Annotated in this window: 25 protein-coding genes and 2 tRNA genes; 10 read left to right on the top strand and 17 right to left on the bottom strand. The window is 72.3% G+C overall.

The features are described 5' to 3' along the window. Positions 1–73 precede the first annotated feature (73 nt). On the top strand, positions 74–1561 hold the full coding sequence (locus tag CRP49_RS18480) for a tetratricopeptide repeat protein (RefSeq protein ID WP_097254363.1): 1488 nt from the start codon (positions 74–76) through the stop codon (positions 1559–1561). A 60-nt stretch (positions 1562–1621) separates the two neighbouring features. Here the strand turns inward: CRP49_RS18480 and hppD are convergent, their stop codons facing one another. Next, positions 1622–2767 carry a 4-hydroxyphenylpyruvate dioxygenase gene (hppD, locus tag CRP49_RS18475; protein WP_097254362.1) on the bottom strand — a complete coding sequence of 382 codons (1146 nt, stop codon included), beginning with the start codon at positions 2765–2767 and terminating at the stop codon, positions 1622–1624. A 122-nt stretch (positions 2768–2889) separates the two neighbouring features. On the opposite strand from hppD, the gene CRP49_RS18470 reads away from it, so the two are divergent. The 4 genes from CRP49_RS18470 to CRP49_RS46875 all read left to right on the top strand — a co-directional run bounded on the left by CRP49_RS18470 (position 2890) and on the right by CRP49_RS46875 (position 4672). Continuing rightward, the gene (locus tag CRP49_RS18470; protein WP_179851671.1) at positions 2890–3372 is read left to right on the top strand and encodes an Lrp/AsnC family transcriptional regulator; all 483 of its coding nucleotides are present in this window, start codon (positions 2890–2892) and stop codon (positions 3370–3372) included. A gap of 41 nt (positions 3373–3413) precedes the next feature. Further along, positions 3414–3806 (top strand): ABC transporter permease, encoded by a 393-nt coding sequence (locus CRP49_RS18465; protein WP_306459741.1) that lies wholly within the window; start codon positions 3414–3416, stop codon positions 3804–3806. A gap of 68 nt (positions 3807–3874) precedes the next feature. Next, the gene (locus CRP49_RS18460; protein WP_097254361.1) at positions 3875–4474 is read left to right on the top strand and encodes a transcriptional regulator; all 600 of its coding nucleotides are present in this window, start codon (positions 3875–3877) and stop codon (positions 4472–4474) included. Positions 4475–4495: 21 nt separating this feature from the next. Then, entirely contained in the window at positions 4496–4672 is a 177-nt protein-coding gene (locus CRP49_RS46875; RefSeq protein ID WP_167444208.1) for a hypothetical protein, read from the top strand. A 34-nt stretch (positions 4673–4706) separates the two neighbouring features. Here the strand turns inward: CRP49_RS46875 and CRP49_RS18455 are convergent, their stop codons facing one another. Genes CRP49_RS18455 through CRP49_RS18445 form a run of 3 tightly spaced genes read right to left on the bottom strand, consistent with a single transcriptional unit; the run spans position 4707 to position 7424 of the window. Then, complete coding sequence (locus CRP49_RS18455; protein WP_097254360.1) at positions 4707–5498, bottom strand: S16 family serine protease; 792 nt, start codon at positions 5496–5498, stop codon at positions 4707–4709. A gap of 52 nt (positions 5499–5550) precedes the next feature. After that, on the bottom strand, positions 5551–6660 hold the full coding sequence (menC, locus tag CRP49_RS18450) for an o-succinylbenzoate synthase (protein WP_097254359.1): 1110 nt from the start codon (positions 6658–6660) through the stop codon (positions 5551–5553). Then, a complete protein-coding gene (locus CRP49_RS18445; protein ID WP_097254358.1) occupies positions 6657–7424 on the bottom strand; it encodes a chorismate synthase in 768 nt (255 codons plus the stop codon). Before CRP49_RS18445 ends, menC begins: the two co-directional genes overlap by 4 nt. Positions 7425–7542: 118 nt before the next feature. On the opposite strand from CRP49_RS18445, the gene CRP49_RS18440 reads away from it, so the two are divergent. After that, on the top strand, positions 7543–9090 hold the full coding sequence (locus tag CRP49_RS18440; RefSeq protein ID WP_097254357.1) for a CdaR family transcriptional regulator: 1548 nt from the start codon (positions 7543–7545) through the stop codon (positions 9088–9090). Here the strand turns inward: CRP49_RS18440 and dapE are convergent. The 7 genes from dapE to CRP49_RS18405 all read right to left on the bottom strand — a co-directional run bounded on the left by dapE (position 9071) and on the right by CRP49_RS18405 (position 16941). Then, a complete protein-coding gene (dapE, locus tag CRP49_RS18435) occupies positions 9071–10126 on the bottom strand; it encodes a succinyl-diaminopimelate desuccinylase (RefSeq protein ID WP_097254356.1) in 1056 nt (351 codons plus the stop codon). The genes CRP49_RS18440 and dapE overlap by 20 nt on opposite strands. Continuing rightward, positions 10123–11577, bottom strand: coding sequence for an amino acid permease (locus CRP49_RS18430; RefSeq protein WP_097254355.1), 1455 nt, complete (start codon positions 11575–11577; stop codon positions 10123–10125). The genes dapE and CRP49_RS18430 overlap by 4 nt, the downstream gene beginning before the upstream one ends. A gap of 237 nt (positions 11578–11814) precedes the next feature. After that, entirely contained in the window at positions 11815–12456 is a 642-nt protein-coding gene (locus CRP49_RS18425) for an IclR family transcriptional regulator (RefSeq protein WP_094217775.1), read from the bottom strand. 434 nt (positions 12457–12890) lie between these two features. Continuing rightward, complete coding sequence (locus CRP49_RS18420) at positions 12891–14684, bottom strand: DEAD/DEAH box helicase (protein WP_097254354.1); 1794 nt, start codon at positions 14682–14684, stop codon at positions 12891–12893. 120 nt (positions 14685–14804) lie between these two features. Beyond that, a complete protein-coding gene (locus CRP49_RS18415) occupies positions 14805–15179 on the bottom strand; it encodes a type II toxin-antitoxin system death-on-curing family toxin (protein WP_097254353.1) in 375 nt (124 codons plus the stop codon). After that, positions 15176–15376 carry a ribbon-helix-helix protein, CopG family gene (locus CRP49_RS18410; RefSeq protein ID WP_097254352.1) on the bottom strand — a complete coding sequence of 67 codons (201 nt, stop codon included), beginning with the start codon at positions 15374–15376 and terminating at the stop codon, positions 15176–15178. Before CRP49_RS18410 ends, CRP49_RS18415 begins: the two co-directional genes overlap by 4 nt. A 137-nt stretch (positions 15377–15513) precedes the next feature. Beyond that, complete coding sequence (locus CRP49_RS18405) at positions 15514–16941, bottom strand: MFS transporter (RefSeq protein ID WP_097254351.1); 1428 nt, start codon at positions 16939–16941, stop codon at positions 15514–15516. Positions 16942–17115: 174 nt separating this feature from the next. Between CRP49_RS18405 and CRP49_RS46870 the strand changes: the two genes are divergently transcribed. From CRP49_RS46870 to CRP49_RS18390, 4 genes are all read left to right on the top strand, one after another. Next, positions 17116–17213: transfer RNA gene (locus tag CRP49_RS46870), tRNA-OTHER, on the top strand. A gap of 19 nt (positions 17214–17232) precedes the next feature. Next, positions 17233–17307, top strand: a tRNA-Cys gene (locus CRP49_RS18400). A 170-nt stretch (positions 17308–17477) separates the two neighbouring features. After that, complete coding sequence (locus tag CRP49_RS18395) at positions 17478–17948, top strand: hypothetical protein (protein ID WP_097254350.1); 471 nt, start codon at positions 17478–17480, stop codon at positions 17946–17948. Between the two features lie 164 nt (positions 17949–18112). Further along, positions 18113–18304 (top strand): hypothetical protein, encoded by a 192-nt coding sequence (locus tag CRP49_RS18390; protein WP_097254349.1) that lies wholly within the window; start codon positions 18113–18115, stop codon positions 18302–18304. Between the two features lies 1 nt (position 18305). Here the strand turns inward: CRP49_RS18390 and CRP49_RS18385 are convergent, their stop codons facing one another. The 6 genes from CRP49_RS18385 to CRP49_RS18365 all read right to left on the bottom strand — a co-directional run bounded on the left by CRP49_RS18385 (position 18306) and on the right by CRP49_RS18365 (position 25007). After that, positions 18306–19466: an SUKH-4 family immunity protein gene (locus CRP49_RS18385; protein WP_097254348.1), complete on the bottom strand. Its 1161-nt coding sequence runs from the start codon at positions 19464–19466 to the stop codon at positions 18306–18308. A gap of 142 nt (positions 19467–19608) precedes the next feature. Then, complete coding sequence (locus CRP49_RS18380) at positions 19609–20145, bottom strand: AAA family ATPase (protein ID WP_097254347.1); 537 nt, start codon at positions 20143–20145, stop codon at positions 19609–19611. Then, positions 20142–20267 carry a hypothetical protein gene (locus CRP49_RS47905; RefSeq protein ID WP_257033432.1) on the bottom strand — a complete coding sequence of 42 codons (126 nt, stop codon included), beginning with the start codon at positions 20265–20267 and terminating at the stop codon, positions 20142–20144. The genes CRP49_RS18380 and CRP49_RS47905 overlap by 4 nt, the downstream gene beginning before the upstream one ends. Further along, entirely contained in the window at positions 20264–22573 is a 2310-nt protein-coding gene (locus CRP49_RS18375) for a xanthine dehydrogenase family protein molybdopterin-binding subunit (RefSeq protein WP_097254346.1), read from the bottom strand. The genes CRP49_RS47905 and CRP49_RS18375 overlap by 4 nt, the downstream gene beginning before the upstream one ends. After that, positions 22570–24117: a 2Fe-2S iron-sulfur cluster-binding protein gene (locus tag CRP49_RS18370; RefSeq protein ID WP_097254345.1), complete on the bottom strand. Its 1548-nt coding sequence runs from the start codon at positions 24115–24117 to the stop codon at positions 22570–22572. The genes CRP49_RS18375 and CRP49_RS18370 overlap by 4 nt, the downstream gene beginning before the upstream one ends. Further along, positions 24114–25007 (bottom strand): xanthine dehydrogenase family protein subunit M, encoded by an 894-nt coding sequence (locus tag CRP49_RS18365; RefSeq protein WP_097254344.1) that lies wholly within the window; start codon positions 25005–25007, stop codon positions 24114–24116. Before CRP49_RS18365 ends, CRP49_RS18370 begins: the two co-directional genes overlap by 4 nt. Positions 25008–25217 lie beyond the last annotated feature (210 nt).

Below are 25217 nucleotides of genomic sequence, written 5' to 3'. Positions count from 1 at the left end.
TCGGTGTGAACCCCGTCCGTGCCGCCCTTGGGCCACCCGGACGTGCCGGTCGTACTGCCGCACAGTGAGCGGCATGGAGATCCGACAGTACGGCCGCTCCGTCCCCGGTACGTCCCTGGTGGCCGAGCCGCCTCCGCCGCGCCGCCCCCGGCGGTGGCTGCGGCGCGTGCTGGTCACCGCGTGTGTCTGCGGGGTCGCTGCGGGCGCGGCCCTGATGCTGCCGCAGGCCGAGCCGCACCGCCCGGCCGCACCGCCCGCCCCGGGCCCCCAGGCCCAGGCCCGGCTGCAGGCACGGACGCTGGCCGCGGTCACCTCCGGGTTGCCGGCCGGGCTGCCGGAGCTGGCGGCGCTGATCGGGCAGCAGGAGAGCCGGGTGCGGGCGCAGCCGCGGGACGCGCGGGCGTGGGCGGTGCTGGGGAGCGCGTACCTGGAGCAGGGGCGGCACAGTGCCGACGCGGCGAACTTTCCGAAGGCCGAGCGGGCGCTGCGGACCTCGCTGGAGGTGCGGGGCACCGGCAACGCGGAGGCGCTGGGCGGGCTGGCCGCGCTGGCGAACGCGCGCCGGGACTTCCCGTCGGCCAAGCGGTACGGCGAGCAGGCGCTGAAGCTGGCGCCGAAGCGGTGGACGTCGTATCCGGCGCTGATCGACGCCTACACCGGGCTCGGCGACTACAAGGCGGCCCGGGGCGCCCTGGACAAACTGACGGCGCTGCGCACCGGCGCGGCCGAACGGCCCGCGGTGATGGCGCGGGCCTCGGCGGTCTACCGGGACCGGGGCTGGCGCGAGGACGCCGTGGCCCAGCTGACGGACGCGGCGGCGGCCGCCCGCACCCCCGCCGAGCAGGCCGCCTATCTGACCGGGGTCGGGCAGCTGGCCTGGGAGCGGGGCGACCGGGAGGACGCGCTGCGGCACTTCCGGGCGGCCGTACGCCTCGACCCGGACCAGCGGGCGGCGCTCGCCGGGCAGGGGCGGGCGCTGGCCGCGCTGGGCCGCACCGACGAGGCGGTCGCCGCGTACCGGACGGCCCTGACCAAGCACGCCGACCCCCAGGTCACGCTGGAACTCGGCGAGTTGTACGAGTCGCAGGGGCAGTTCGCGGCGGCCCGGGAGCAGTACGGGCTGCTGCGGGAGCGGGTACGGCAGGCGGTGGCGGGCGGGGTCGACGAGGAGCTGCTGATCGGGCAGTTCGAGGCGGACCACGGGGACCCGCAGGACGCGGTGGCGCGGCTGGAGGAGGAGTGGGAGCGCCAGCCGGGGATCGAGGTGGCCGACGCCCTCGCCTGGGCGCTGCACCGGGACGGCGACGACGAGGAGGCGCTGGACTACGCCACGATCGCGACGGACAAGACGAAGGGCGGCGGGGTGCGCAGCGCGCTGTACGTGTTCCACCGGGGGATGATCGAGCGCGAGCTGGAGCTGAACGGGCCGGCCCAGCGGCATCTTGACGAGGCGCTGCGGATCAACCCGTACTTCTCGCCGCTGCGGGTCTCTGCGGCGCAGTCGGCGTTGCAGGAGTTGGCCGAGGAACCCGAGGAGCCCCTGCCCGCCGACCTGTCCTAGGGACAGGCCGACGGGTTTCAGGCCGGCGGGCTTCAGGTTGCCGCGCTACAGGCTGCCGCGTTACAGGTTGCCGCGCTTCTCCTGCTCGCGTTCGATCGCCTCGAACAGGGCCTTGAAGTTGCCCTTGCCGAAGCCCATCGAGCCGTGCCGTTCGATGATCTCGAAGAACACGGTCGGCTTGTCCTGGACCGGCTTGGTGAAGATCTGCAGCAGGTAGCCGTCCTCGTCGCGGTCGGCGAGGATCTTCAGTTCGCGCAGGGTCTCTATCGGCACCCGGGTGTCGCCCACCCACTCGCCGAGCGTGTCGTAGTACGAGTCCGGGGTGTCGAGGAACTGGACCCCGGCCGCGCGCATGGTGCGGACGGTCGCGACGATGTCGTTGGTGTTCAGCGCGATGTGCTGGACGCCGGCGCCGCCGTAGAACTCCAGGTACTCGTCGATCTGGGACTTCTTCTTGGCGATCGCGGGCTCGTTGATCGGGAACTTGACCTTGAGGGTGCCGTCCGCGACGACCTTCGACATCAGCGCGCTGTACTCGGTGGCGATGTCGTCGCCCACGAACTCCTTCATGTTCGTGAAGCCCATGACCTTGTTGTAGAAGCCGACCCACTCGTTCATCCGGCCGAGTTCGACGTTGCCCACGCAGTGGTCGATGGCCTGGAAGGTGCGCTGGGCGGGCGGTTCGACCATCGGCGCGGCCGCCACGAACCCGGGCAGGTACGGGCCGTCGTAGCCGGAGCGGTCGACAAGGGTGTGGCGGGTCTCGCCGTAGGTGGCGATGGCGGCGAGGACGACGGTGCCGTGCTCGTCCTTCAGCTCGTACGGCTCGGCGACCGAGCGGGCGCCGTGCTCGATCGCGTAGGCGTAGGCACGGCGGGCGTCCGGGACCTCGATGGCCAGGTCGATGACGCCGTCGCCGTGCTCGGCCACGTGCCGGGCGAGGAAGTCGCCCCAGGCGGTGCTCGCCTTGATCACCGAGGTGAACACGAAGCGGGCGGAGCCGTTCTCCAGCACGTAGCTCGCGGTCTCGCGGCTGCCGTTCTCCGGTCCGGAGTAGGCGACCAGCTTCATGCCGAAGGCGGTGGAGTAGTAGTGCGCCGCCTGCTTGGCGTTGCCCACGGCGAAGACGACCGCGTCCATTCCCTTGACCGGGAAGGGGTCGGCCTGCCGGGCGGTGTCGGGAGTGTGGTGTGTGGTCTGCGTCATGCCGGAAGGGTGGCCCCGGCCTGCAAGGTGCGCAATAGTTTGTTTGTTCACTGGGCAATCTGCTCAGTGGTGTGACCGTTTCTGCGGTCCTTCTGTACAGGATGACCATCCCGGGAGGCGCGGTGGCGATCGATCATCTGGACGGCCGGATCATCGTGCTGCTGGCCCGGGAGCCGCGCATCGGTGTGCTGGAGATGTCCCGGCGGCTGGGGGTCGCCCGGGGGACGGTGCAGGCGCGGCTGGACCGGCTTCAGTCGAATGGAGTGATCCGCGGATTCGGGCCCCAGGTGGACCCGGCGGCCCTCGGCTACCCGGTCACCGCGTTCGCCACGCTGCAGATCCGGCAGGGCCAAGGGCCCGATGTCCGGGCGCACTTGGCGACCGTGCCGGAGGTGCTGGAGCTGCTCACCACCACCGGCAGCGGGGACATGCTGTGCCGCCTGGTGGCCCGCTCGAACGCCGATCTCCAGCGGGTGATCGACCGGGTCGTCGGTTTTGATGGCATCGTCCGGGCCTCCACGGCGATCGTCATGGAGAACCCCGTTCCGCTGCGGATCATCCCGTTGGTGGAGCAGGCCGCCGAGGACAGTCGGGAAGGGACCTAGCAGATGACGCCTGGCAGCACGCGGGCGCGGTCCTCCTGTGCATGGTCGTGGCGACCGTCGTCGGCGTGCCCGTCGGGATCGTCACGTATCGCAACTCCGTCCTGGGCCTGCGCGCGGTCGACCCGGCCCTGGTGGACGCGGCACGCGGCATCGGCATGTCCCCGCTCGCCGTCCTCACCCGCATCGAACTCCCCCTCGCCGCCCCGCTGATCCTCGCCGGTGTACGCACGGCCCTGGTCCTCGACGTCGGTACGGCCACCCTGGCGGCCTTCGGCGGAGGCGGCGGGCTGAACGTGCTGATCACCACGGGCCTCACCCACCGGCAGACGCCGGTACTGGTGCTCGGCTCGGTCCTCACCGTCGCCCTCGCCCTGCTGGTCGACTGGCTGGCCTCGCCGGCGGAGGCGTCGTTGCTGCGGCCACGCGGGCTGTAGACCGGTACAAAGAGTCCGTTGCAAAGAAGTCCTTGCAACGGACTCTTTGCATAGCTATCTTTGTACGCATGACGGAGCACGAGAAGACGGAGCCCGAGGGGCGGAAACAGCGCCGGCTGGACCCGCGCGCACTGCGGGGGCTCGCCCACCCGCTGCGGATGCAGCTGCTGGACACGCTGCGCCAGCGCGGACCCGCCACCGCCTCCCAACTGGCGGAGCGGCTCGGCGAGTCCAGCGGTGCGACCAGCTACCACCTGCGCCAGCTCGCCGCCCACGGCTTCGTCGAGGACGCACCCGAGCACGGCAAGGGCCGGGAGCGCTGGTGGCGGGCCGTGGACCAGGGACTGGTCTTCGACAGCGCCGACTTCGAGGGTGCGGGACCTGAAGTGCGCGGGATGGCCGAGGTCTTCCTGCACGAGGTCGCCGGAACCCACGCACGCGAGCTGGCCACCTGGCTCAGCACCCGGGACCAGTGGTCCACGGACTGGTCCCGCGGCTCCGACATGAGCGACGCGACGCTACGGCTCACGCCCGAGCTGGCCGCCGAATTCGTCACGAAGATGCACGCCCTGATCGAGGACTACCGGGGCCGTGTCCCCGACGCGGACACACCCGGTTCCGAGCAAGTACGCATCCACACGCACCTGTTCCCCATCGACACCGACTGAGACGAACTGAGAGGCCCCGCCATGCAGCTCACCACCCAGCTCGCCCAGCACCACGTCGCCGACCTGACCGCCGAGGCCGCAGCCCACCGCCTCGCCACCGAGGCGAAGCCCCCGGTCGAACTGCGCACCCGCGTCGGCTGGACCCTCGTGGAGGTCGGCCTGCGCCTCGCGGCCGCGCCGAAGCCGGCGGTCGCCTGAAGCAGCCAGTGGTCGCCCGACAGCCAGTGCTCGCCTAGCAGCTCGGGACCGAGTCCTTCCCCTTCTCCAGCGCCACCAGGGAGTTCACCGCGCCCTTGAGCGTGGTCACCGGCACCAGCCGCAGCCCCTTGGGCAGCTCGGCCTTCGCATCACTGCACTCGGCCTTCGGCACCAGGAAGACGGTGGCCCCGTCCCGCCGGGCGGCCTGTGTCTTCAGGGCCACCCCGCCGACCGCGCCGACCTTCCCGGCGGCGTCGATCGTCCCCGTACCGGCGATGGTGCGGCCACCCGTGAGGTCGCCGCCGCTGCCGTCGCCGTTCAGCTTGTCGATGATCCCCAGGGTGAACAGCAGCCCCGCGCTGGGCCCGCCCACATCGGCGAGCTTCAGCTGGACCCTGACCTTGTCGGCGCTCAGGTCCAGGTACTTCAGCGCCGCCTGGGTCGCCGCGTCCTGGGACTGCCGCATCTGCTCCTGGTTGTGCTTCTCGATCTCCTTGACGGTGTCGCCGCTCGGGTAGACCGCGTCGCGGGGCATCACGGCCCGGTCCGTGCGGAACCAGTTGCCGATCACGTCCCGGAGCGACACCCGGGCGTCCGGGCCGGTCGCCACGATGGTCGTCATCCGCAGCTGCCCGCTGGTGTTCCGGGTGGGCGCGCCGGAGACGGTGATCACCTCGGTGCCCTGGTTCTTCCCGAGCACGTTCGCCGTCATCCCGGGCTGCGCCACCGAGAACGGCAGCGGCGCGAAGACCGCCGTGGCGAGCAGGGCCACGACGGGCAGGGCGCAGACGGCGACGGCCTGGGGGCGCGAGAGACGTGAGAGCACGGAATCAATCTACGTGACCGCCGCCTGCCTGCTCCTGCCTCCCACCGCCTCCTCAAGCGGCGTACAGATCCCGCCGCTCCCGGGTGAACCGCCGCAGCGCGTCCGGCAGCGGCTCGACGCCGATCCCGGGCGTGGTCGGCACCGGGAGGTGGCCGTCCGCCAGCACGAACGGCTCGGTGATGTCCTCGGCGAAGTAGCGCGAGGAGGCCGAGGTGTCGCCGGGCAGGGTGAAGCCGGGCAGGGCGGCCAGGGCCAGGTTGGGGGCGCGGCCGATGCCCGTCTCCAGCATTCCGCCGCACCACACCGGGACCCCGTGCGCGTGGGCCACGTCGTGGACGCGGCGGGCCTCCAGGTAGCCGCCGACCCGGGCGGGCTTGACGTTCACTACCCGGCAGGCGTCCATGGCGATCGCGGACGCGGTGTCCCGGGCGTGGTGCAGGGACTCGTCCAGGCAGACCGGGGTCGCCAGGCGCTGCTGGAGCTGTGCATGGGCATGGAGGATGTTCTCCTCCAGCGGCTCCTCGATCAGCAGCAGCCCGAACTCGTCCAGCCGCCGCAGGTGTTCGGCGTCCGCGAGGGTGTAGGCGGTGTTGGCGTCGACCTGGAGGGGCAGCCCGGCGCCGAAGCGCTCGCGGACCGCCCGGACCGGCTCGACGTCCCAGCCTGGCTCGATCTTCAGCTTGATGCGGACGTACCCCTCGGCGAGGTAACGCTCGACGTCGTCCAGCAGCTCGGGCACGGAGTTCTTGATGCCGACGGAGACCCCGGCGGGCACCCGGTCCCGTACGGCGCCGAGGTAGGTCGCGAGCGGCATGCCGTACGCCCGCAGCTCGGCGTCGAGCACCGCCGTCTCCAGGGCCGCCTTCGCCAGCTCGTGCCCCTTGATCTTCGCCATCGCGGGGGCCAGCGCGGCCGTGGTGAGGTGCGGGAGGGCGGCCACCCGGGGCAGCAGGAAGTCGCGCAACACGATCTCGGCGCCGGCCACGAACTCCGAGCAGTACAGCGGCTCGGGGTCGGCGGCGAACTCCGACCAGCCCTCGGCCTCGTCCGTGACGACGTGCAGGAGGAAGGTGTCCTTGGTCGTCATCGTGCCGAAGGACGTACGGAAGGGCGTGACCAGCGGGATCGCCACGTGCACGATCTCCACGCGCTCCAGTTTCATGCGGCCTCCTCCGTCCGGGTGAGCGTGTACCAGCCGTCGCGGGACATGCCCGTCGCCCGGAAGCCCTCCGCGAAGGCCTCCAGGAACACCGCGCGCACGGCGTGCCGCCAGCGCAGGGCGAGCGCGGGGTCGGCGGCACGGAGCCCGACGATGTCGTCGGGGACCCGGCACCAGACGTACCGGTCGCCGAGGTCACGGCGGGCGAGCGCGCCGCCGTCCGGCGCGGTCCGGGTGACCGGACCGTGGGCGCCCGCGTCCGCGTCCGTGTCGTACGACGGCCTCGGCGCCGCCAGATCCCAGGTCACCGTCAGCCGGTCGCTCTCGTCGCCGTCGTTCACGCCGTCGGTCATGGGGCCGTAGAAGTCGACCAGGTACTCCGTGCCGACGGCGCCCAGCTTGACCAGGTTGAAGCGGGCGTTGCGGCCGACCAGCGGGTCGAAGGTCCAGCGCATGGTGCGGGCACCGAGCCCGAGGGCCCAGTCGCGCTGGGCCTGCTTCACGGCGTACCCGAGGCCCCGGTCGGCGGCCGCCACCAGCGAGTACGTGCTGTGCTCCGCGCCGAGCACGGCCACGGCGGCCCCGGCCAGCCGCTGCCCGTCGTACACGGCGTGCACGGCGCCGCCGGCGTGCACCAGGCTGTGCAGCACCTCGGCCGGGTAGGGCGGGGCGGTCCGGGGGGTGTGCCAGACGTCGCTGAAGTGGTCGGCCACGGCCGCGAGCCCGGCGACGTCGTGGACGGTGCGGATGGTGACCCCTGTGGTCATGACTCCTGCTGTCATGGGACGAGTCTCGGAGGCCATGGAGGGCCGCGTGTTGTGCGAGCGGCCAAGGGATGCGTACGTTCGTTTCAGCATCAGCCAAGCCGACCCCGCGAGGACTCCCATGGACGCGTGCACTCTCGGCGACCTCCTGGACGTCGTCGGCGGCCCCGCCCTGCGCCTGCACACCGCCCCCGCCGGGCAGGCCGTACCCGTCACCGAGGCGGTGCTCTACGACGGCCGGACCCCGCTCCCCCGGCTGCCCGGCGCGCTGCTGCTGGCGGTCGGGGTGCGGGCGGCGCAGGCGGGACCCCTGGTGCGGGCGGCGGCGGAGGCCGGACTGACCGGGGTGGTGGTGCGGGGCCCGGACGGGCCGGTCGGGGAGGCGGAGGCGCACGGGGTGGCGCTGCTGTCGGTCGCCGAGGACGCGGCCTGGCACCAGGTGCACCTGCTGCTGGCCTCGGCCATCGGCGCGCGGCCCGCCACCGCCTCCGACACCGGCCTCGGCGACCTGTTCGCGCTGGCCGACGCGATCGCGGCCGGGGTCGGCGGGGCCACCGCCATCGAGGATCCCCGGCAGCGGATCCTGGCCTACTCGACCGTCCCCGGGCAGGCGGTGGACGAGGACCGGCGGCAGGGCATCCTCGGCCTGCAGGTGCCGGCCAGCGCGGAGAACACCGAGCAGTACCGGCGGCTGTTCGCGGCCGACCGGCCGGTGCGGCTGCCCGCGCTGACCGGGTCGGACCTGCCCCGCCTGGCGATGCCGGTGCGGGCCGGCGGGGAGACGCTCGGCTCCGTCTGGGTGATCGACGGCGGCTCGCTCGCCCCCGACGCCGAGGACACCCTGGTCCAGGGCGCCGCCACGGCCGCCCTGCTTCTGCTCCGGGCCCGCGCGGCCCGCGAACTGGCCCGGCACCGGGGCAGCGACCTGCTGCGCCGCCTGCTGGAGGGCACGACGGACGCGCCGACGGCCGCCCAGCGGCTCGGGGTCACGGGCCCGGCCCGGGTGGCCGCGTTCGTCCTGGACTCGACCGCGAGCGTCCCGGACGCCGAGCGGACCGCGCTGCGCCTGCTGGACGTCGTACGCCTGCAGTGCGAGGCGCGCTACGGGCGGCACGCGTGCGTGCTGGTGGACGGGGTGGTGTACGCCGTACTCCCGGCGCCCGGTGAGCGGCACAAGTCACTGGCCGAGGACATCGTCGGGCGGGCCGGGCAGGCGCTGCGGGTGCCGGTGCGGGCGGCACTGGGCGAGGTGGTGCCGGACGCGGCCGGCCTCGCGGACTCCCGGGCGGACGCGGACCTGGTGCTGCGGGTGCTGGACCCGGACCTGCCGGTCGCCACGGTGGACGAGGTGCGCCCGCGCGTGACGCTGCTGCGGCTGGCCGAAGTGATGGGCGAGCGGCGGGAGTTGAGCGCGGGCGCCTGGCGGCGGGTGCTGGCGTACGACGCGGAGAACGGTACGGAGTACGCGCGCACGCTGGTCTGCTGGTTCGACGCGGGCTGCGACATGGCGGGCGCGGCCAAGCTGCTCGCCGTGCACCCCAACACCTGCCGCTACCGGCTCAAGCAGCTCCAGCAGCACGCCGGGGTCGACCTGGACGACCCCGACGAACGGCTGGTGCTGTGGCTTCAGTTGAGGGCGCTGGCCGGGCTCAGCCCAGCCACCGCCTGAGCCGCTCCTCGCACCGCTCCAGGTGGTCGACGGGCACGTACTCCCCCGCCGTGTGGGCCAGCGACGGATCCCCGGGACCGTAGTTGAGCGCGGGCACGCCGAGCGCGGCGAACCGGGCCACGTCCGTCCAGCCGAGCTTGGGCCGCGGCTCGGCGCCGAGCGCGGAGACCAGCCCGCCGACCCGGTTCAGATGAGGCAGGGCCCCCGCGACGACTTCGGTGACATGAACCTCGTACTCCGGGAAGATCCCGCGCACGTACGCCTCCGCCTCCTCGGCCGAACGACTGGGCGCGAAGCGGCAGTTGACGGTCACGACACACTCGTCGGGTACGACGTTCCCGGCGACCCCGGCCCGCACCGCGACCGCGCTCAGCCCCTCCCGGTACTCCAGCCCGTCCACGACGACCCGCTCGGGCGTGTGCTCGTCGAGCCGCTGGAGCACCCGGGCGGCCTTGTGGGCGGCGTTGACGCCCTGCCAGGCGCGGGCGGTGTGGGCGCGGGCGCCCTTGACGACGATGTCGGCGGTGAGGATGCCCTGGCAGCCGGCCTCGACACCGGCCTGGGAGGGCTCCATGAGGATCGCCAGGTCGGCCTCTTCGAGCAGCCCCGGCCGCGCGGCGCCGATCCGGGCCAGCCCGTTGCGCTCCCCCTCGACCTCCTCGCACTCGTAGAAGACGTAGGTGAGGTCGCGGGCGGGCGCGGTGACGGTGGCGGCGATCCGCAGCGCCACCGCCACCCCGCCCTTCATGTCGCAGGCACCGAGCCCGTGGACGCTCCCGCCGTCGAGCCGGGAGGGCAGGTTCCCGGCGGCCGGGACGGTGTCCAGGTGACCGGCGAGCAGGGCGCGTTCGGACCGGCCGAGGGTGGTGCGGGCGACGACGGAGTTGCCGACCCGGTCGACGGTGAGGTGGGGCAGGGCACGCAGGCCGGCCTCCACGGCGTCCGCGATCCTCTCCTCCTGTCCGCTCTCGGAAGGGAGGTCGACGAGGGCCCGGGTGAGGGTGACGACGTCGGCGGTGAGGTCGAGGGCGGTCATGCGGGGTCCTCGTGGGGTGCGTTGAGCCTGGAGTGCCGGATGCCGTAGAGGCCGTAGATCACAAGCCCGGCCGCCATCCACACCCCGAACGCGATCCAGGTGTCGGTGCCCAGGCTGAACAGCATGTAGACGCAGAAGCCGACGCCGAGCAGGGGCGTGACCGGCGAGAGCGGGACCCGGAAGGAGCGCGGGGCGCCCGGGCTGCGCCTGCGCAGGATGACGACGGCCAGGTTGACCAGCATGAACGCGAAGAGGGTGCCGATGCTGGTGGCGTCGGCGAGGCTGCCGAGCGGGACGAGGGCGGCGAGGACGGCGATGAAGGCGGAGACGATGACGGTGTTGGCGCGCGGGACACCGGTCCTCGGGTTGACCTTGGCGAACAGCGGCGGCACCAGCCCGTCCCGGGCCATCGCGAAGAGGATGCGGATCTGCCCGTACTGCACGGTGAGCACGACGCTGGTGGTGGCGACGACGGCACCGATGGACAGCAGGATCGGCCAGAGGCTGCCCCCGCCCACCGACCGCACCAGCACCTCGCTCAGGGTCGCCTCGGTCCCCGCGAACTGCTTCCACGGCATGGCACCGAGCGCGGCGACGGCGACGAGGACGTAGAGGGCGGTGACCAGGACGAGGGACAGGATGATCGCGCGAGGCAGGTCCCGCTGCGGATTCCGGGCTTCCTCCCCCGCGGTGGAGGCGGCGTCGAAGCCGATGTAGGAGAAGAAGAGGGAGGCCGCCCCGGCACTCATGCCGGCGGCGCCGAGCGGGAAGAGGGGGTGGAAGTTCCCGGCACGGAAGGCGGTGAAGGCGACGGCGCAGAACATCACGAGCGCGGCGATCTTGACCCCGACCATGATCGTGTTGGCGACGGCGCTCTCCTTGGCCCCGCGCAGCAGCACGACCATGGCGAGTACGACGATGAGAGCGGCCGGGATGTTGAGGGTGCCGCCGAGTCCGGGCGGGGCACTGAGCGACTCGGGCAGGGTGACCCCGAAGGCCAGGTCGAGCAGTTCGTTGACGTACTGCCCCCAGCCCACGGCCACGGCGGCCACGGACACCCCGTACTCCAGGATCAGACACCACCCGCACACCCAGGCGACCAGCTCGCCGAGGGTGGCGTAGGCGTAGCTGTACGACGATCCCGACCCGGGGATCATGCCGGCCAGCTCGGCATAGGAGAGCGCCGAGAACAGCGCGGTGACCCCGGCGAGCACGAAGGACACCACGATCGCGGGCCCGGCCTCCGGGACGGCTTGCCCGAGCACGACGAAGATTCCGGTACCGAGGGTGGCCCCCACACTGAGCAACGTGAGCTGGGCGACCCCCATGGTCCGCTTGAGCGGACTGGAGGCGGCCTCGCCTATGAGCGTGCCTACGGCTTGCCGCCGGGTGAGCCGGCCTCCGCGCGCTGTCTGCTGTCCGGCCTGTGGCCGGCTCTCGACTCTCTCCACCGTGCCGTTCCCTCCGCCATCGGGGCTGTATGGCCCTTGATGATGCGGAGGGGTGGTCAGCGGGAGGTGAGGGGAACGGCCAAAGGTTGGGGATTCGGATTAGCGGGATGGCCAAAGCACTGGTCCGACGGCGGCTTGCTGGCGGACGGTCTGTGCACTCAGGGGCGCGGGGAACTGCGCGACCAGCCCCCACCCACCCGCACCCAAAAACAACCGCACCCCCGCCAAAAGCAGCGCTCAGCGCAACGCTTCGGCGACTTCCCGCGCCGCATCGACCACCCTGGGCCCCACCCTTTCCGGAACGGAATCCGCGAGCATCACCACACCCACACTGCCCTCGACACCCGTCACACCGATGAGCGGCGCCGCGGCCCCACTGGCCCCCGCCTCCAGCTCGCCGTGCGTCAGCGTGTACCCGGGGTCGCCCGAGGGCGACTGCCGCGCGGAGAGAATCGCCTTGCCCGCGGCCCCCCGGTCCAGCGGATGCCGGAAACCGGCGCGGTAGGCCACGTGGTAGTCCGTCCAGGTCGGCTCGACCACGGCGACGGCGAGCGCCTCCGTCCCGTCCACCAGCGTCAGATGCGCCGTGGCCCCGATGTCCTCGGCGAGCGAGCGCAGCGCGGGCAGCGCGGCCTCCCGTACCAGCGGATGCACCTGCCGGCCCAGCCGCAGCACCCCCAGCCCGACCCGGGCTCGCCCGCCCAGATCACGGCGTACGAGCGCATGCTGCTCCAGCGTGGCGAGCAACCGGTACACCACGGTCCGGTTCACGCCCAGTTTGTTGGAAAGCTCGGTGACGGTCAGGCCATGGTCCGTGTCGGCCAGCAGCTTGAGGACACGCAGTCCCCGGTCGAGCGTCTGGGAGGTCTCCGCGGTCACGACGCCCACTCCTTTGGTGGTGAGGTCGGCAACCCCTGGGCGGACGGATGCGTCGCCGGGTCCCGACGGCGACGCGCCTCAGAGGCGACCGATCGGCAGAACGACCCGTCGGCTCCGGGCCATGTCGCTTCACGGCTGCGCTCCGCGGCGGCGCTGCCACGGGGCGTGTGCGTAGCGGGACAGTAGCGAAGCCGGTTCGCTGAGCGGAAGTCTCCGTCCAGAATCCGGGCAAGGGCAGATCCGGCCTGCCTGCATTCGTCCGGATACGCACGGCCCCATGAACATGGCAGCCCCAGGATCATGGGGGCCTCGGGCGGAACAGAAAACAGGACGGGGTCCGGGACAGGGTCCGGGGCGGAGCCCCGCGACGACGCCTTCTCGACCAACCGAGACGGGCGGGCGGGTGGGAAAGAAACCGCCAAACCAGCGGAGCGTCACCGCATCCGCGTAGCCCACTCCTGCACCTTGGCGATCCGCTGCCGCAGCTGCCCCGCCGTCGCCTCCGCACTCGGCGGCCCCCCGCACACCCGCCGCAGCTCGGTGTGAATGACACCATGCGGCTTGCCGCTCTGGTGGACGTAGGCGCTGACCATCGTGTTGAGCTGCTTGCGCAGCTCCATCATCTCCTTGTGGCTGACCACCGGCCGCCGCTCGGCGGGCAGTTCGAGCAGGTCGGCCTCGGAGTCCGGCTTCTTACGGCTGTGCGCGATCTGCCGGGCCTGCCGCTTCTGCAGCAGCAACTGCACCTGCTCGGGCTCCAGCAGCCCAGGAATCCCGAGGTAGTCCTGCTCCTCCTCGCTCCCGGGGTGGGCCTGCATACCGAACTCGGCACCGTCGTACAGCACCCGGTCGAAGACGGCGTCGGACTCCAGCGCCTCGAAGGGCAGCATGTCCTGCTCACCGGTGTCCTCGTCCTGCTCCCGGTTCGCCTCCTCCATCTCCTTCTCGGATTCGGCGTACGGGTCCTCCTCGCCCTCCTTCTTCGGCTTGTCGAGGGCGTGGTCCCGCTCCTTCTCCATCTCGTTGGCGAAGGTCAGCAGGTCGGGGACGGTGGGCAGGAACACGGACGCGGTCTCGCCGCGCCGCCGGGACCGTACGAAACGCCCGACGGCCTGAGCGAAGAACAGCGGAGTCGAAATGGTGGTGGCGTACACCCCCACCGCGAGCCGCGGCACGTCGACGCCCTCGGACACCATCCGCACAGCGACCATCCAGCGGTCGTTGCTCTCGCTGAAATCGTCGATCCTCTTCGAGGCACCGGCGTCGTCGGACAGCACCAGAGTCGCCTTGGACCCGGTGATCTCCCGGATCAGCTTGGCGTACGCACGCGCCGAGTCCTGGTCGGAGGCGATGACCAGCGCACCCGCGTCCGGGATGGCCTTCCTGACCTCGGTCAGCCGCTGGTCGGCGGCGCGCAGCACGCTCGGCATCCAGTCGCCGCGCGGATCGAGGGCGGTGCGCCAGGCCTGGCTGATCGCGTCCTTGGTCATCGGCTCGCCGAGCCGGGCGGCGATCTCGTCACCGGCCTTGGTGCGCCAGCGCATGTTGCCGCTGTAGCTGAGGAAGATGACGGGCCGGACGACATGGTCGGCCAGGGCGTTGCCGTACCCGTACGTGTAATCGGCGGAGGACCGCCGGATCCCGTCCGTCCCCTCCTCGTACGTCACGAAGGGGATGGGGTTGGTGTCGGACCGGAACGGCGTACCGGTCAGCGCGAGCCGCCGGGTCGCGGGCTCGAACGCCTCCAGACACGCCTCGCCCCAGGACTTGGAGTCACCGGCGTGGTGGATCTCGTCAAGAATCACAAGGGTCTTGCGCTGCTCGACCCGGTTGCGGTGCAGCATCGGACGCACGCCGACACCGGCGTACGTGACGGCGACCCCGTCGTAGTCCTTGCCGAGCGGCCCCGCGCTGTACTCGGGATCGAGCTTGATCCCTATCCTTGCCGCAGCCTCGGCCCACTGCTTCTTCAGATGCTCGGTCGGCGCGACCACGGTCACCTGCTGCACGACATGGTGGTGCAGCAGCCAGGAGGCGAGGGTCAGCGCGAAGGTCGTCTTGCCGGCGCCGGGCGTGGCGACGGCGAGGAAGTCACGCGGCTGCTCCTGGATGTACTTCTCCATCGCCCCCTGCTGCCAGGCACGCAGCCTGCTGGCGGTACCCCAGGGCGCGCGCCCGGGGAAGGCGGGGGAAAGGTGGTGGGAGGAGGAAGCGGCGGTGGTAGTCACGGTCTCCGTAGTTAAGGGGGTAGGGCGGCTCGGCTACGTATGACAACCGGGCCACCCTACCGGCGCCCCACCCCCGTCAACGCCCGGACGAGGCCGGGTCCCCCGTGGGTGGGATCCACGTCACAACCGCCGCAGCCGCTCCGCGATCCGCGAGACGTCGCTGATACTCCCGGAGGCCACGTCGATGACCAGGCCGTATGCGGTGTCCTGATCGACGTCGGCGAGATCGACCCCGTTGAGGGCGAGGAAGGTGGCCGTGGCCAGCCAGGCGGTGCGCTTGTTGCCGTCGACCAGGGGGTGGTTGGCGGCGAGGGCGTGCAGCAGGGCGGCGGCCTGCTCGTGCAGGTCCTCGTAGGCGGCCGTACCGAACATCCGTGCACGGGGCCGGTGTACGGCCGAGGCCAGCAGCCCGGGCTCCCGCGCCTCGGGCGGACGGCCGCCGAAGGCGATCTCGGCGATGGCGGTGACGTCGGCGACGGTGAGACAGCGGTTCATTCGCCGAGCCTCCTCAACAGGTCGGCGTGGCTCAGCGCGAGGCGCTCGGCGTGGGCACGGACGGCCGCCCCTTCCTCGTCCAGATACCGGCGTACGGCGTCCAGCACCACCTCCTCGGTACCGCGGCCGGACGCGTCAGCGAGATCGTCCAGCGCCTGCCGGGTGGCGGGGTCGAGGGAGAGAGTCAGCTCATGCATGCGGGGAGGCTAGGACGCGGCGGCACGACCCGGCGACCGATATACCGGGGCGCCCGATACACCGCAGACTCACCGCTCCCGCAGACTCACCGCCCCCGCAGACTCACCGCTCCCGCAGACTCACCGCTCCCCCAGGCTCACCGCTCCCGCAGCCGCGTCGTGACCCACGCCCCCGCCAGCGCCACCCCCGCCATCGGCAGGAACACGGCGGCGAAGGCGGCGGGACGGGTGACCTCGGCTGTCGTGACCGTGGTGCTGCCGCCGCCCAGGGCGGCGAAGGCCGCGCCGGTCGCGGCCAGGAGGACCACGTTGGAGAGGGCGTCGGAGATCTGCAGGGCGGCGGAGTTGGCGCCGGCCTCCTCCGGGGCGGACAGCTGGAGCAGGAGCACGCTGGCGGAGGCGATCACCAGCCCCATACCGAAGCAGCCGAAGCCCCAGGCGACGGCGACGATCCAGACCGGCACGGCCTGTACGAGCACACTCGGCGCGGTGACGATCGCGGCGGCCACCAGCACCATCCCGACGGTCATCAACCGCTCCCGGTACGGTTCCACGCGCGGCCGGGACTGCACCCATGAGCCCAGCGCCCATGTGACCCCGCCCGCGGCCAGCGAGAACCCGGCCAGCGTCGGCGACAGCCCCCGCTGGGTGACGAGCATCAGCGGGACGAAGGACTCGGCCGCGATGAAGGACCCGGCGGCGACCCCGCGCAGCAGCACGACGGAGGGCAGCCCGCGGGCGGCGCGGTAGGTGCCGCGCGGCAGCAGACCGAGGACGGCGGGCACCAGCAGGGCGGCTCCCGCGAGGCCGGGGAGGAGCGAGAGCCAGCGCAGGTCCTGGGCGGCGTACTGGAGGAGTCCCGCGCCGAGGGAGATGGCGAGGGCGAGCCGGATACGCCGCCGGTCGAAGGAGCCGGAGCCCTCGGTGCCGGCCACGGGGCCTGCCGCCCTCCGTCGTATCTGCGGCAGCGCGAGAGCGAGCGGGAACACCACGAGCACGGGTATGCCGAGGAAGACCCACCGCCAGCCGAGGTGCTCGGTCACGGCGCCCGAGGCGAGGGGCCCGACGATGGACGGTACGACCCACCCGGCGGCGAAGGCCGCCATGATCGCGGGCCGCAGCCGCTCGGGGTAGGCCCGGCCGACGACGACGTACAGCGCGACGATGACCAGCCCGCCGCCGAAGCCCTGTACGGCCCGGCCGAGGATGAACACCCACATGCCCTGGGCGGTCCCGGCGACGACGAGCCCCGCGGCGAAGGCCGCGATCCCCGTGGTCAGCGCCCCGAGCGGTCCCTTGCGGTCCGACCACTGCCCGGCGAGCACCATGCCGAACAGGCTGGTCGTGAAGTACCCCGAGAAGGCGAACGCGTACAGCGCCACGCCGTCCAGCTCCCGCGCCGCGACAGGCATCGCCGTCCCGACGGCGGTCGCCTCGAAGGCGATGAGCAGCACGACGGAGACGATCCCGACACTGAGCGCCCGATAGGCCCGGCTCAGCACACCGCCGTCTCTGTCGGCGGCCTCATCCACAACAGCGGCGTCAGGAGACTTCAGGGCACTCATGCTCGTCAGCGTAAGGCCCACAACAAGGTTTGACCCCTGTCGGTAGTCCCACCCGACCTGCGACCTTGGTCGTACACCGGCCGTTTCATGAACGCGGTGTGGCAGTCCCATTGCAGCCCGCGCCGTCCCCTTGAACCCCTCTCTCACCGGCCCGTACGTTCATTCCACGAACACGGCCGTGTGCCCGAGTGGTTCAGGGGCTCGCCTGCGCTGCATCCATCAGCGAGCTCCGCTCGCGGGGAGTTACGTGGGTCCGATTCCCGCCACGGCCGAACAACAGAAGATGATCACGGCCGTGTGCCCGAGTGGTTTAGGGGCTCGCCTGCAAAGCGAGTTACGTGGGTTCGATTCCCGCCACGGCCTCCAATGCCTTGACCAGGCAAAACGAAAGGGCGGCACCCCGTGCGGGGTGCCGCCCTTTTGGTCGTCCGTGCCGGTTTCCGTGTGCCGGATGCGACGGGTGGGACAGGAGCGCATGCTGGTACTGGAAGCATCTTCCGCTGGAGGTGATGACGTTGAGGCGTCCCCTCACTACTGTGACCGCCGCTGCATTCCTGCTGGTCTCTGTCGCCTCTACGGTAGGCACAGCGGACGCGGCCGAGGTACGGGTCCCGGCTTCCGTTCCGGCGACCCAGTGCACGTCCCGTGACGCGTTCCCGCCCGGCGGCGGCACCAACACCGGCGGTATCCCGAACCGGTACCAGTACTCGAACAGCCCGTACGCCGGCGCCCGCTTCGACGGCTGCGCCGACACGCTCCAGATCTACTACGGCGACTTTTCCAACCCGCGCTATGCCTACTACGAGATCGCTTACACCTATCCGTCACAGCTCGGCTGGTACAGATGGGTGGACCGCGGAATGGGGCGCAGGGTCTGGTCGGTCCGCCCGCCCATTACTCGCGGCGACTGGAACTTCAAGGTACGGGCCTGTGCCAACACGTTCGACAGTCCGGGACCCGGCACCTGCACGGCGTGGTCGCCGCAACTCTTCCTGCACGCTGTCTGAGCACACACCGTCAAGCGAGTTACGTCCCGCTGACTCCGATCCCGAGGGTGACCATGGCCACGAAGCCTGCTTGCGGACCTGAGCGAGATCCTGAGTTCTTTGCCGCGATCGACGAGGTGTTCGGCAAATACCCTGACGCCGCCCGTAGATACGCGGTGTCCTGCATGAGGCTCGAGCACGACATCATGCAGATCGACTTCGAGAAGCAGGTCGGGGTGTCCCGCGTCGAGGACGGTCAGATCATCACCGAGTTCCGCAATCGCGACGACGAGTCCGTGCGCTCGCATCACTCGGCCTGCTGCAAGTGGGTCGGAGAGGCTCCGCACAAGGTCTGCGTGGAGATCTGCCTGGAGTGACTCAGAGCACCCCGCCCGCCTCGTCCTGGAACAGTTCCGTCCAGTAGTGCCATTCGGTGGCCGGGGACAGGGCCGTCGGGTCCATCGACGTCAGGGTCTGGATCATCGCCGCGGCCAGCTGGTCGTACGCGTCCGTCGTCAGTTCGTTGCCCAGGTGTTCGTCGATGGTGCGCTCGTGGTGCAGGAGCCAGAGGGTGAAGGCCAGGGTGGAGACGTCGGTGTTCAGGGGGTAGAGCGTTGCCTCCGGCTCGCTGAAGGTGAGGATCGCGCCCGTTCTGCCGTCGATCACCAGGCTGTTGTCCTCGACCAGGTAGCCGAGGCGGATCAGGTGGTCGCAGTGGGCGGGGAGGTCCTCCAGGGGGTACTCGTCGGCGCGTTCTCCGGTGTAGTACTCGGTGAGGGTGGGCAGCGGGACGTCCGTGTCGGCGTGGAAGAGGACCGCCTCCTCCGGCAGACCCGTCTCGCGCAGGAAACGGCGGGTCAGCTCGTGGGTGAGCGTGGTGGGGAAGTCGACCTCCTCGAAGCGGGCCACCCGGCCGTGGCCGAACTCCTGGTCCAGGACCCGGGCCGGGACGTCCAGGGTGAGGCCGGACGCCGTGCCGGGGCCGGCGATGAGGGCGAGCGGGCGGATCAGGGCCGCCGTCTTCCAGTACGGCGGGACCTCGCCGTTCGTGCCCTCCTCGAAGAGCGCGAGGAGGCGGCGGGAGGCCTCGGTCACCGTCTTGGGGCCGTACTGGCCCGACAGGGCGGCGAAACGGCCGCGCAGACCTGCCAGTTCCTCGGTGACGGCGGCGAAGCGCAGGAGGGTGTCCAGGGACGGGGCGAAGGGGCGGGAGTCGGACGGGTCGAAGAGGTAGGCCGTCGTGATCTCGCCCGTGTCGCCGTCGAGCAGGATCGACTCGCGCTCCATGCCCGCGGGGTTGAGGAGTTCGCCTATCACCAGGCGGTTGCGCAGCTCCTCCGCCAGGCGGAAGGGGCCGTCCGTGGCGTCGCCGAGGGTGCGCAGGCCGTGCGTGCGGAGCGGGGAGAACGTCAACAGGTCGGTGTCCGTGGGCAGTCCGGGGCCCGCGAGCAGGCCGCGCGTCGGCACGTGCGTGACGTACCGGTCCAGCTCCGCCTCGGTCAGCGTGATCGCCGGCACCCCGGCATCGGTCGTGCTCATCGCTCCCCCGCGATCTTCCTCGGTGCGTCGGTCCCTGGGCTGGGCATGCCCGGCCGTCCTCCGGCTTCCCTCCGGAAGCGGCCGTCCCCCACTGCCCAGAACACTACGCCGCACCACTGACAACGCCCTTGGATTAAGGACGTCAGGCGACCCTCGCGCGTTCCGTGCCGGCCAGGATCGCGTCCACGGTTTTCGCCGGGGTCCAGTCCGAGCTGTCCAGCCACAGGCCGATGCGCGGGGTGCGCAGGCGCAGTTCCTCGTCCAGGGCCACCGGCGTCCATGCGCCGTAGCCGGTCTTCGGGCGCCCGGCTTCGCGTACCGTCACCGCCTCGGGGCGGGGCGCCAGGACGACCACGTACAGCGGGCGGGTGCGGATCAGGCCGGTGTACGTCGTCAACCGCTCGCCCAGCAGGACGTCCTGGACGACGGCCGTGAAGCCCGCCTCCGCGTACGTGTCCGCCGCGGCCGCCGACAGCCGGTGGCGCAGATGGAGTTGGGCCGTCGCCTCGTCGTCGGGGCCGGCTCCGGGGGCGTACTCGCGCCTGCCCGAGACGATCATGCGGCGGAACGCGTCGCCCCGGACGTGTGCCGCGCGCGGGAGCCGCTCGGCGAGGAGTTGCGCGACCGTCGACTTACCGGACGCCATCACCCCGGTGATGACGACGACCCCGTCCCTCATGTGAAGTAGATGCCGCCCAGGACGACCGCCAGTGCCGCCACGGCGAACAGCAGGATCCACAGGAACAACTTGCCCACGCTGGGCGGGGGTTCGTAGCGATGTTCTTCAGGAGGCGTGGTCACTGCGGTGTCACCACCGCGGCCTGCGGGCGGATGGGGAGGCGGTTGACCGGGCGGCCGGTGGCCGCGCGTACGGCCGAGGCGATGGCCGCCGGTGACGTCACCACCGGGACCGCGCTGACCGACTTGGCGCCGAAGGGGGCGACCACGTCCCGTTCCTCGACCAGCTTCACGATCTGGACTTCCGGTGCGTCCAGGGCGGTAGGGAGCGCGTATCCGGTGAGGTCGGGGTGGCGGATCAGGCCGCGCGGTGTGCGGAGGTTCTCCGTCAGCGCGATGCCCACGCCCTGGGTGACGCCCGCCTCGATGCGCGAGACCAGCTGCGCCGGGTTCAGCACCCGGCCCACGTCCTGGGCGACCGCCAGCTCGACCACCCGGACCGAGCCGAGTTCGATGTCCACGTCCACCACCGCGCGGATCGCGCAGAAGGCGAGGCCGACGAAGGCGTCGCCCTGGCCCTCGGCGTTCAGCGGCTCGGTGGGGTGCGGGCGGCACTGGGCGGTGGCCCACAGCTCCTTGCCGTCCAGGGCCTCGGTGACGGTCGTCGAGAGAACGCCGTCGTACGAGGTGATCTTGCCGTCGGTGATCTGGAGCAGCTCCGTCGACATGCCGAACTTGTGCGCCAGGGGCTGCAGCAGTTGTGTGCGGACCATCTTGGCCGCGCGTTCCACCGCGCCGCCGGAGACCCAGGTGTGGCGGCCGCGGCAGCCCGCGCCCGCCGGGGGCTGGTCGGTGTCGACCGGTGCCACGTGCACCTCGTCGATACCGAGCGTGTCCTGGACGATCTGCCGGGCGAGGGTGGTGAAGCCCTGGCCCGTCTCCACGGCCGCGCACAGCACGGTCGCGACGCCGTCGTGGACCTTCACGGTCGCCGTGGAGACCTCGTCGGCGCCCTCCGCGCCGAGCATGTGCACCATGCCCAGGCCGTAGCCGACGCCCCGGCGCACCGCGCCCGGTTCGCCCGCGCCCTCGGGGCCGCCGGGCAGCAGCCACTCCTCCTCGGGCGTGTCCTTGGGCAGGGCGGGGAGGGGGAAGTCGCGGACCGCCTGGAGGAGTTCGGCCACCGGCGCCGGGCAGGTGACCGTCTGGCCGATCGGCAGCACGTCGCCGGTCGCGAGCGCGTTGCGCAGGCGCAGTTCGGCCGGGTCCTGGCCGAGTTTCTTCGCGAGCTTGTCCATCTGCGCCTCGTAGGCGGCGCACACCTGCATGGCGCCCTCGCCACGCACATGGCCGGAGGGCGGGTTGTTGGTGCGTACGGCCCAGCCCTCGATGAAGGCGTTCGGGACGACGTAGGGGCCGCAGGCGAAGGAGACGGCGGCGGCGAGGGACTCTGCGGAGGTGTCGGCGTAGGGGCCCGCGTCGAGGAGGATCTGGGCCTCGACCTTCACCAGCCTGCCGTCGGCGTCGGCGTGGTGGCGGTAGCGCAGCAGGGTCGGGTGGCGGTGGGCGTGGCCGAGGAAGGACTCCTCGCGGGTGGCCGTGAGCTTCACCGGGCAGCCGGTCTTGAGGGCGAGCAGGCCGAGCGGGAGCTGGAAGCCCTGGTCCTCGCGGTCGGCGGTGGCGCCGGGCACCCCGGTGACGACGATCTTCACCCGATCGGGGGACAGGCCGTAGCAGGCCGCGGCGGTGTTGCGGTCGGAGTGCGGGTCGGTGGAGGCCAGGTACAGCTCCACGCCGCCGTCGGGGCGCGGCACCGCGAGACCGGCCTCGGCGCCGATGGGGGCCGGGTCCTGGCGGCCGATGCGGTACAGGCCCTCGACGACGACCTCGCCGACCGCGTCCGGGTCGCCGTGGCGCAGCGGGATGTGCCGGATCAGGTTGCCGTCGGGGTGCAGGGGTTCGGCCTCGAAGGCCTGCTCCGGGTCGGTGACCGGGTCGAGTACCTCGTACTCGACGATGACGGCGGCGGCGGCCATCCGGGCGGTGTCCGGGTGGTCGGCGGCGACGGCCGCGATGGGCTCGCCGTGGTGGCGTACGACCTCGGCGGCGAACACCGGGCGGTCGGGGGTGCCCCGGCCGTGGCGCGGGGTCCCCGGCACGTCCTCGTGGGTGATGACGGCCCGGACGCCGGGCATCTCGCGCGCGTGGGTGGTGTCGATGGACACGATGCGCGCGTGTGCGTGCGGGGAGCGCAGGACGGCCGCCCACAGCAGGCCCTCGGCCCACAGGTCGGCGGCGTACGGGAAGGTGCCCTCGGTCTTGGCCCGGGCGTCGGCGTGCGGCAGGGAGGCGCCGAGGCCGTGCGGCAGCGACTCGGCGGCCGGGGCCGCTTCCGCCGCGGTGGTCGCGATGGCGGCTTCGTTGGTCACGCCTGGCCTCCGTCCTGGCCGTACTGCTGATCGTGCGCTCCCGGTGTACCGAAGGTGCCGGGGCTGTCGAAGACACCATGCGCCTCGAACGCCGACGGGTTGACGCCGCCGGAGCCCGGGCCCGCCTGGCGCGGAATACGTGCCTCGTCCCCGTCCGTCTCAACGTCGCCGGCGGTGTGCGCCTCGCGTTCGGCGACGACCTCCTTGACGGCGTCCAGGACGCCCCGGTAGCCGGAGCAGCGGCACAGGTTGCCGCACAGGGCCTGCCGGGTCTCCAGCTCGGTCGGCGCCGGGTTGCCCTCCAGCAGGTCGTGCACGGTCATCGCCATGCCCGGCACGCAGAAACCGCACTGCACGGCACCGCACCGGGCGAGCGCCCGCTGCACGTCGGAGGGCTGCCCGTCGACGGCCAGGCCCTCGACGGTACGGACCTCGGCACCGGCCGCGGTGACCGCCGGGACCAGGCAGGAGGCCACCAGGCGCCCGTCCACCTGCACGTTGCAGGCGCCGCACTCGCCCTGCGAGCAGCCGTCCTTGGCCCCGGCGAGGCCGAGCCGCTCCCTGAGGACGTACAGCAGGGACTCGCCGATCCAGGCGTCGGTGACGGGCCGGTCGGCGCCGTTGACGCGCAGGACGTAGGAGGCGAGGGGGTGGTCGTCGTTCGGGCCTTGGGCGGCCTGGGCGGGGTCCTCGGGGGCGTCCTGCCCGGCGGCCGCCGGGTCCTCGGGGTCCGGGGCCTGCGCCGCGGGCTCGACAGCCTCTACGGCCTCACTGTCCTCCGGCGTGCCGACGGCGTCCGGCGCGGTGTCGGCCGTGTCCGGCGTTTCCGCGGCCTCCTGTGCGGCCGCCCGGGCCGTGGGCTCACTGTGCTGTGCCGGGCCGTCAGCGGGGCCCTCAGGGGCCTGTGCGGGTGCTGTGGGGGCGTACGGCGCAGTGGGGGCGTACTCCGGCGCCGGGGACGCGTCGGCCGCGTGGGGCTCGGCGCCGGGTTCCGGCTGTCCCCAGGGCCGGCCCGCGGACTCCGTCGCCCAGGGCGCGGGCGCGCCGCCGGGCAGGGTGGCCGGAGGAGTGCCGCCCCACTGCTCGACCAGCGAGGACGTGGTGAACTCGCCCGATTCATCCGGGATATCCCCGCCGGCGACCGGGATGGACCACTGCCCGGTGACGTCGCGCCCGGGCGCCGCCGGGGCCGCGGGCTCCTCGAAGGTCCACTGCTGGGTGGCGGCCGGGTGGTACGTGAACCGGTCGTCCGCCGCCTGCTCCTGGGGCACGGCGTTCGGGTCGGGCCACTGGTGACCGTCGGCGGGCACGGCCCAGGTGCCGGTGGCGGTCGGGTCGCTCGCCTCGTGGGTCGCCGTTATCTGCGGCGGCACATAGCCGTGGCCGGGCGCGGCCAGGGGGCTGTCACCGGACAGCAGGGCGTCGATGCCGCCCTCGGGGAGCTTGACGAAGGCGGTGGCGCCGTCGTCGTAGTCGCCCTGGGGCAGCGGATTCCAGCGGCCGCCACCCTGGGGCGTGCCCTCTCCGTGCTGGTCGTCGGTCACGACAGCGCCCTCCCCAGTGCTCGTCGGGCCAGCGCGGCGACGGTGCGCCGCAGGTGCAGTACGGCGGGCGGAAGCGGGGCCACGGAACCGTCCGGCTCCGGGGCGGGGTCGGGGATGCAGGCCGCGGCGACGTACTCCCCGAAGGCGCTCAGGGCCTCCGGGACGAGTGCGCGGTCGTTGTCCCAGTCGATGAGCCCGGCGACCCACTGCTCGGCCTCCAGGGGCCTGAGCGGCATCGGCGCTATGGCACCGACGGCACACCGCACCCCGCGCCGGGCCGGGTCGAGCACCAGGGCCACGGAGGCCGCCGCGCGGCCCGGGCCGGTGCGTCCGGTCGCCTTCAGGAAGACCTGCGGGGCGTGCAGCAGCGGCACGCGCACGTAGCCGATGAGTTCGCCGCCGCGCAGCATCTCCACGCCGGCCAGCAGGTGCGACACCGGGATCTCCCGGCGGGCTCCGCCCGGGCCCGCGATGATCAGCGTCGCCTCCAGGGCGGCCAGCACCGGCAGCGCGTCCCCGGTGGGGGCGGCCGAGGCGATGTTGCCGCCCAGGGTGCCCGCGTTGCGGATGTGCGGCGGGCCCGCCGCGCGCGCGGCGGCGGCGAGCGCCGGGATCAGGGCCGCGAAGTCGGGGCGGCCCATCCGCGCGTGTGTGAGGCCCGCGCCGAGCAGCGCGTGGCCGTCCTGGTACTGCCAGCCGCGGATCTCGCTGATCCGGCCGAGGCCCACCAGGGCGGCGGGCCTGAGCTGACCGGAGTTGACGGCGGCCATCAGGTCGGTGCCGCCCGCCACGGGGACGGCCGTGGGCATGGCCGCGAGGGCCGCCACAGCCTCGTCCAGTGTCGTGGGCAGCGTGACGGCCTGCTCCGCCTGCGGTGCGTGCGTGGTCAAACCGGCTGCCCCTTCCCGCTGCCCCACCTGGTCCCACCTGTGTGGCCGTACGGTACGTGCTCACAGGGCGGACGTGGCAACTCTGGCACATCTTCGCAAGGCCCGAACGCGGGGGTCCGCTAGGAGGCATTCGCCCACCTCACCAGCGAGATGGTCCGTTTTGCACGGCATCGCCGGTGCGTACTTATTGCCACTCTTCGGCGATCCTGT

This window comes from Streptomyces sp. Ag109_G2-15, assembly GCF_900215565.1.
GTDB classification, from domain to species: Bacteria; Actinomycetota; Actinomycetes; order Streptomycetales; family Streptomycetaceae; genus Streptomyces; species Streptomyces diastatochromogenes.
The sequence above is the reverse complement of the archived record's forward strand: the minus strand, read 5'-3'. Positions and strand labels throughout refer to the sequence as shown.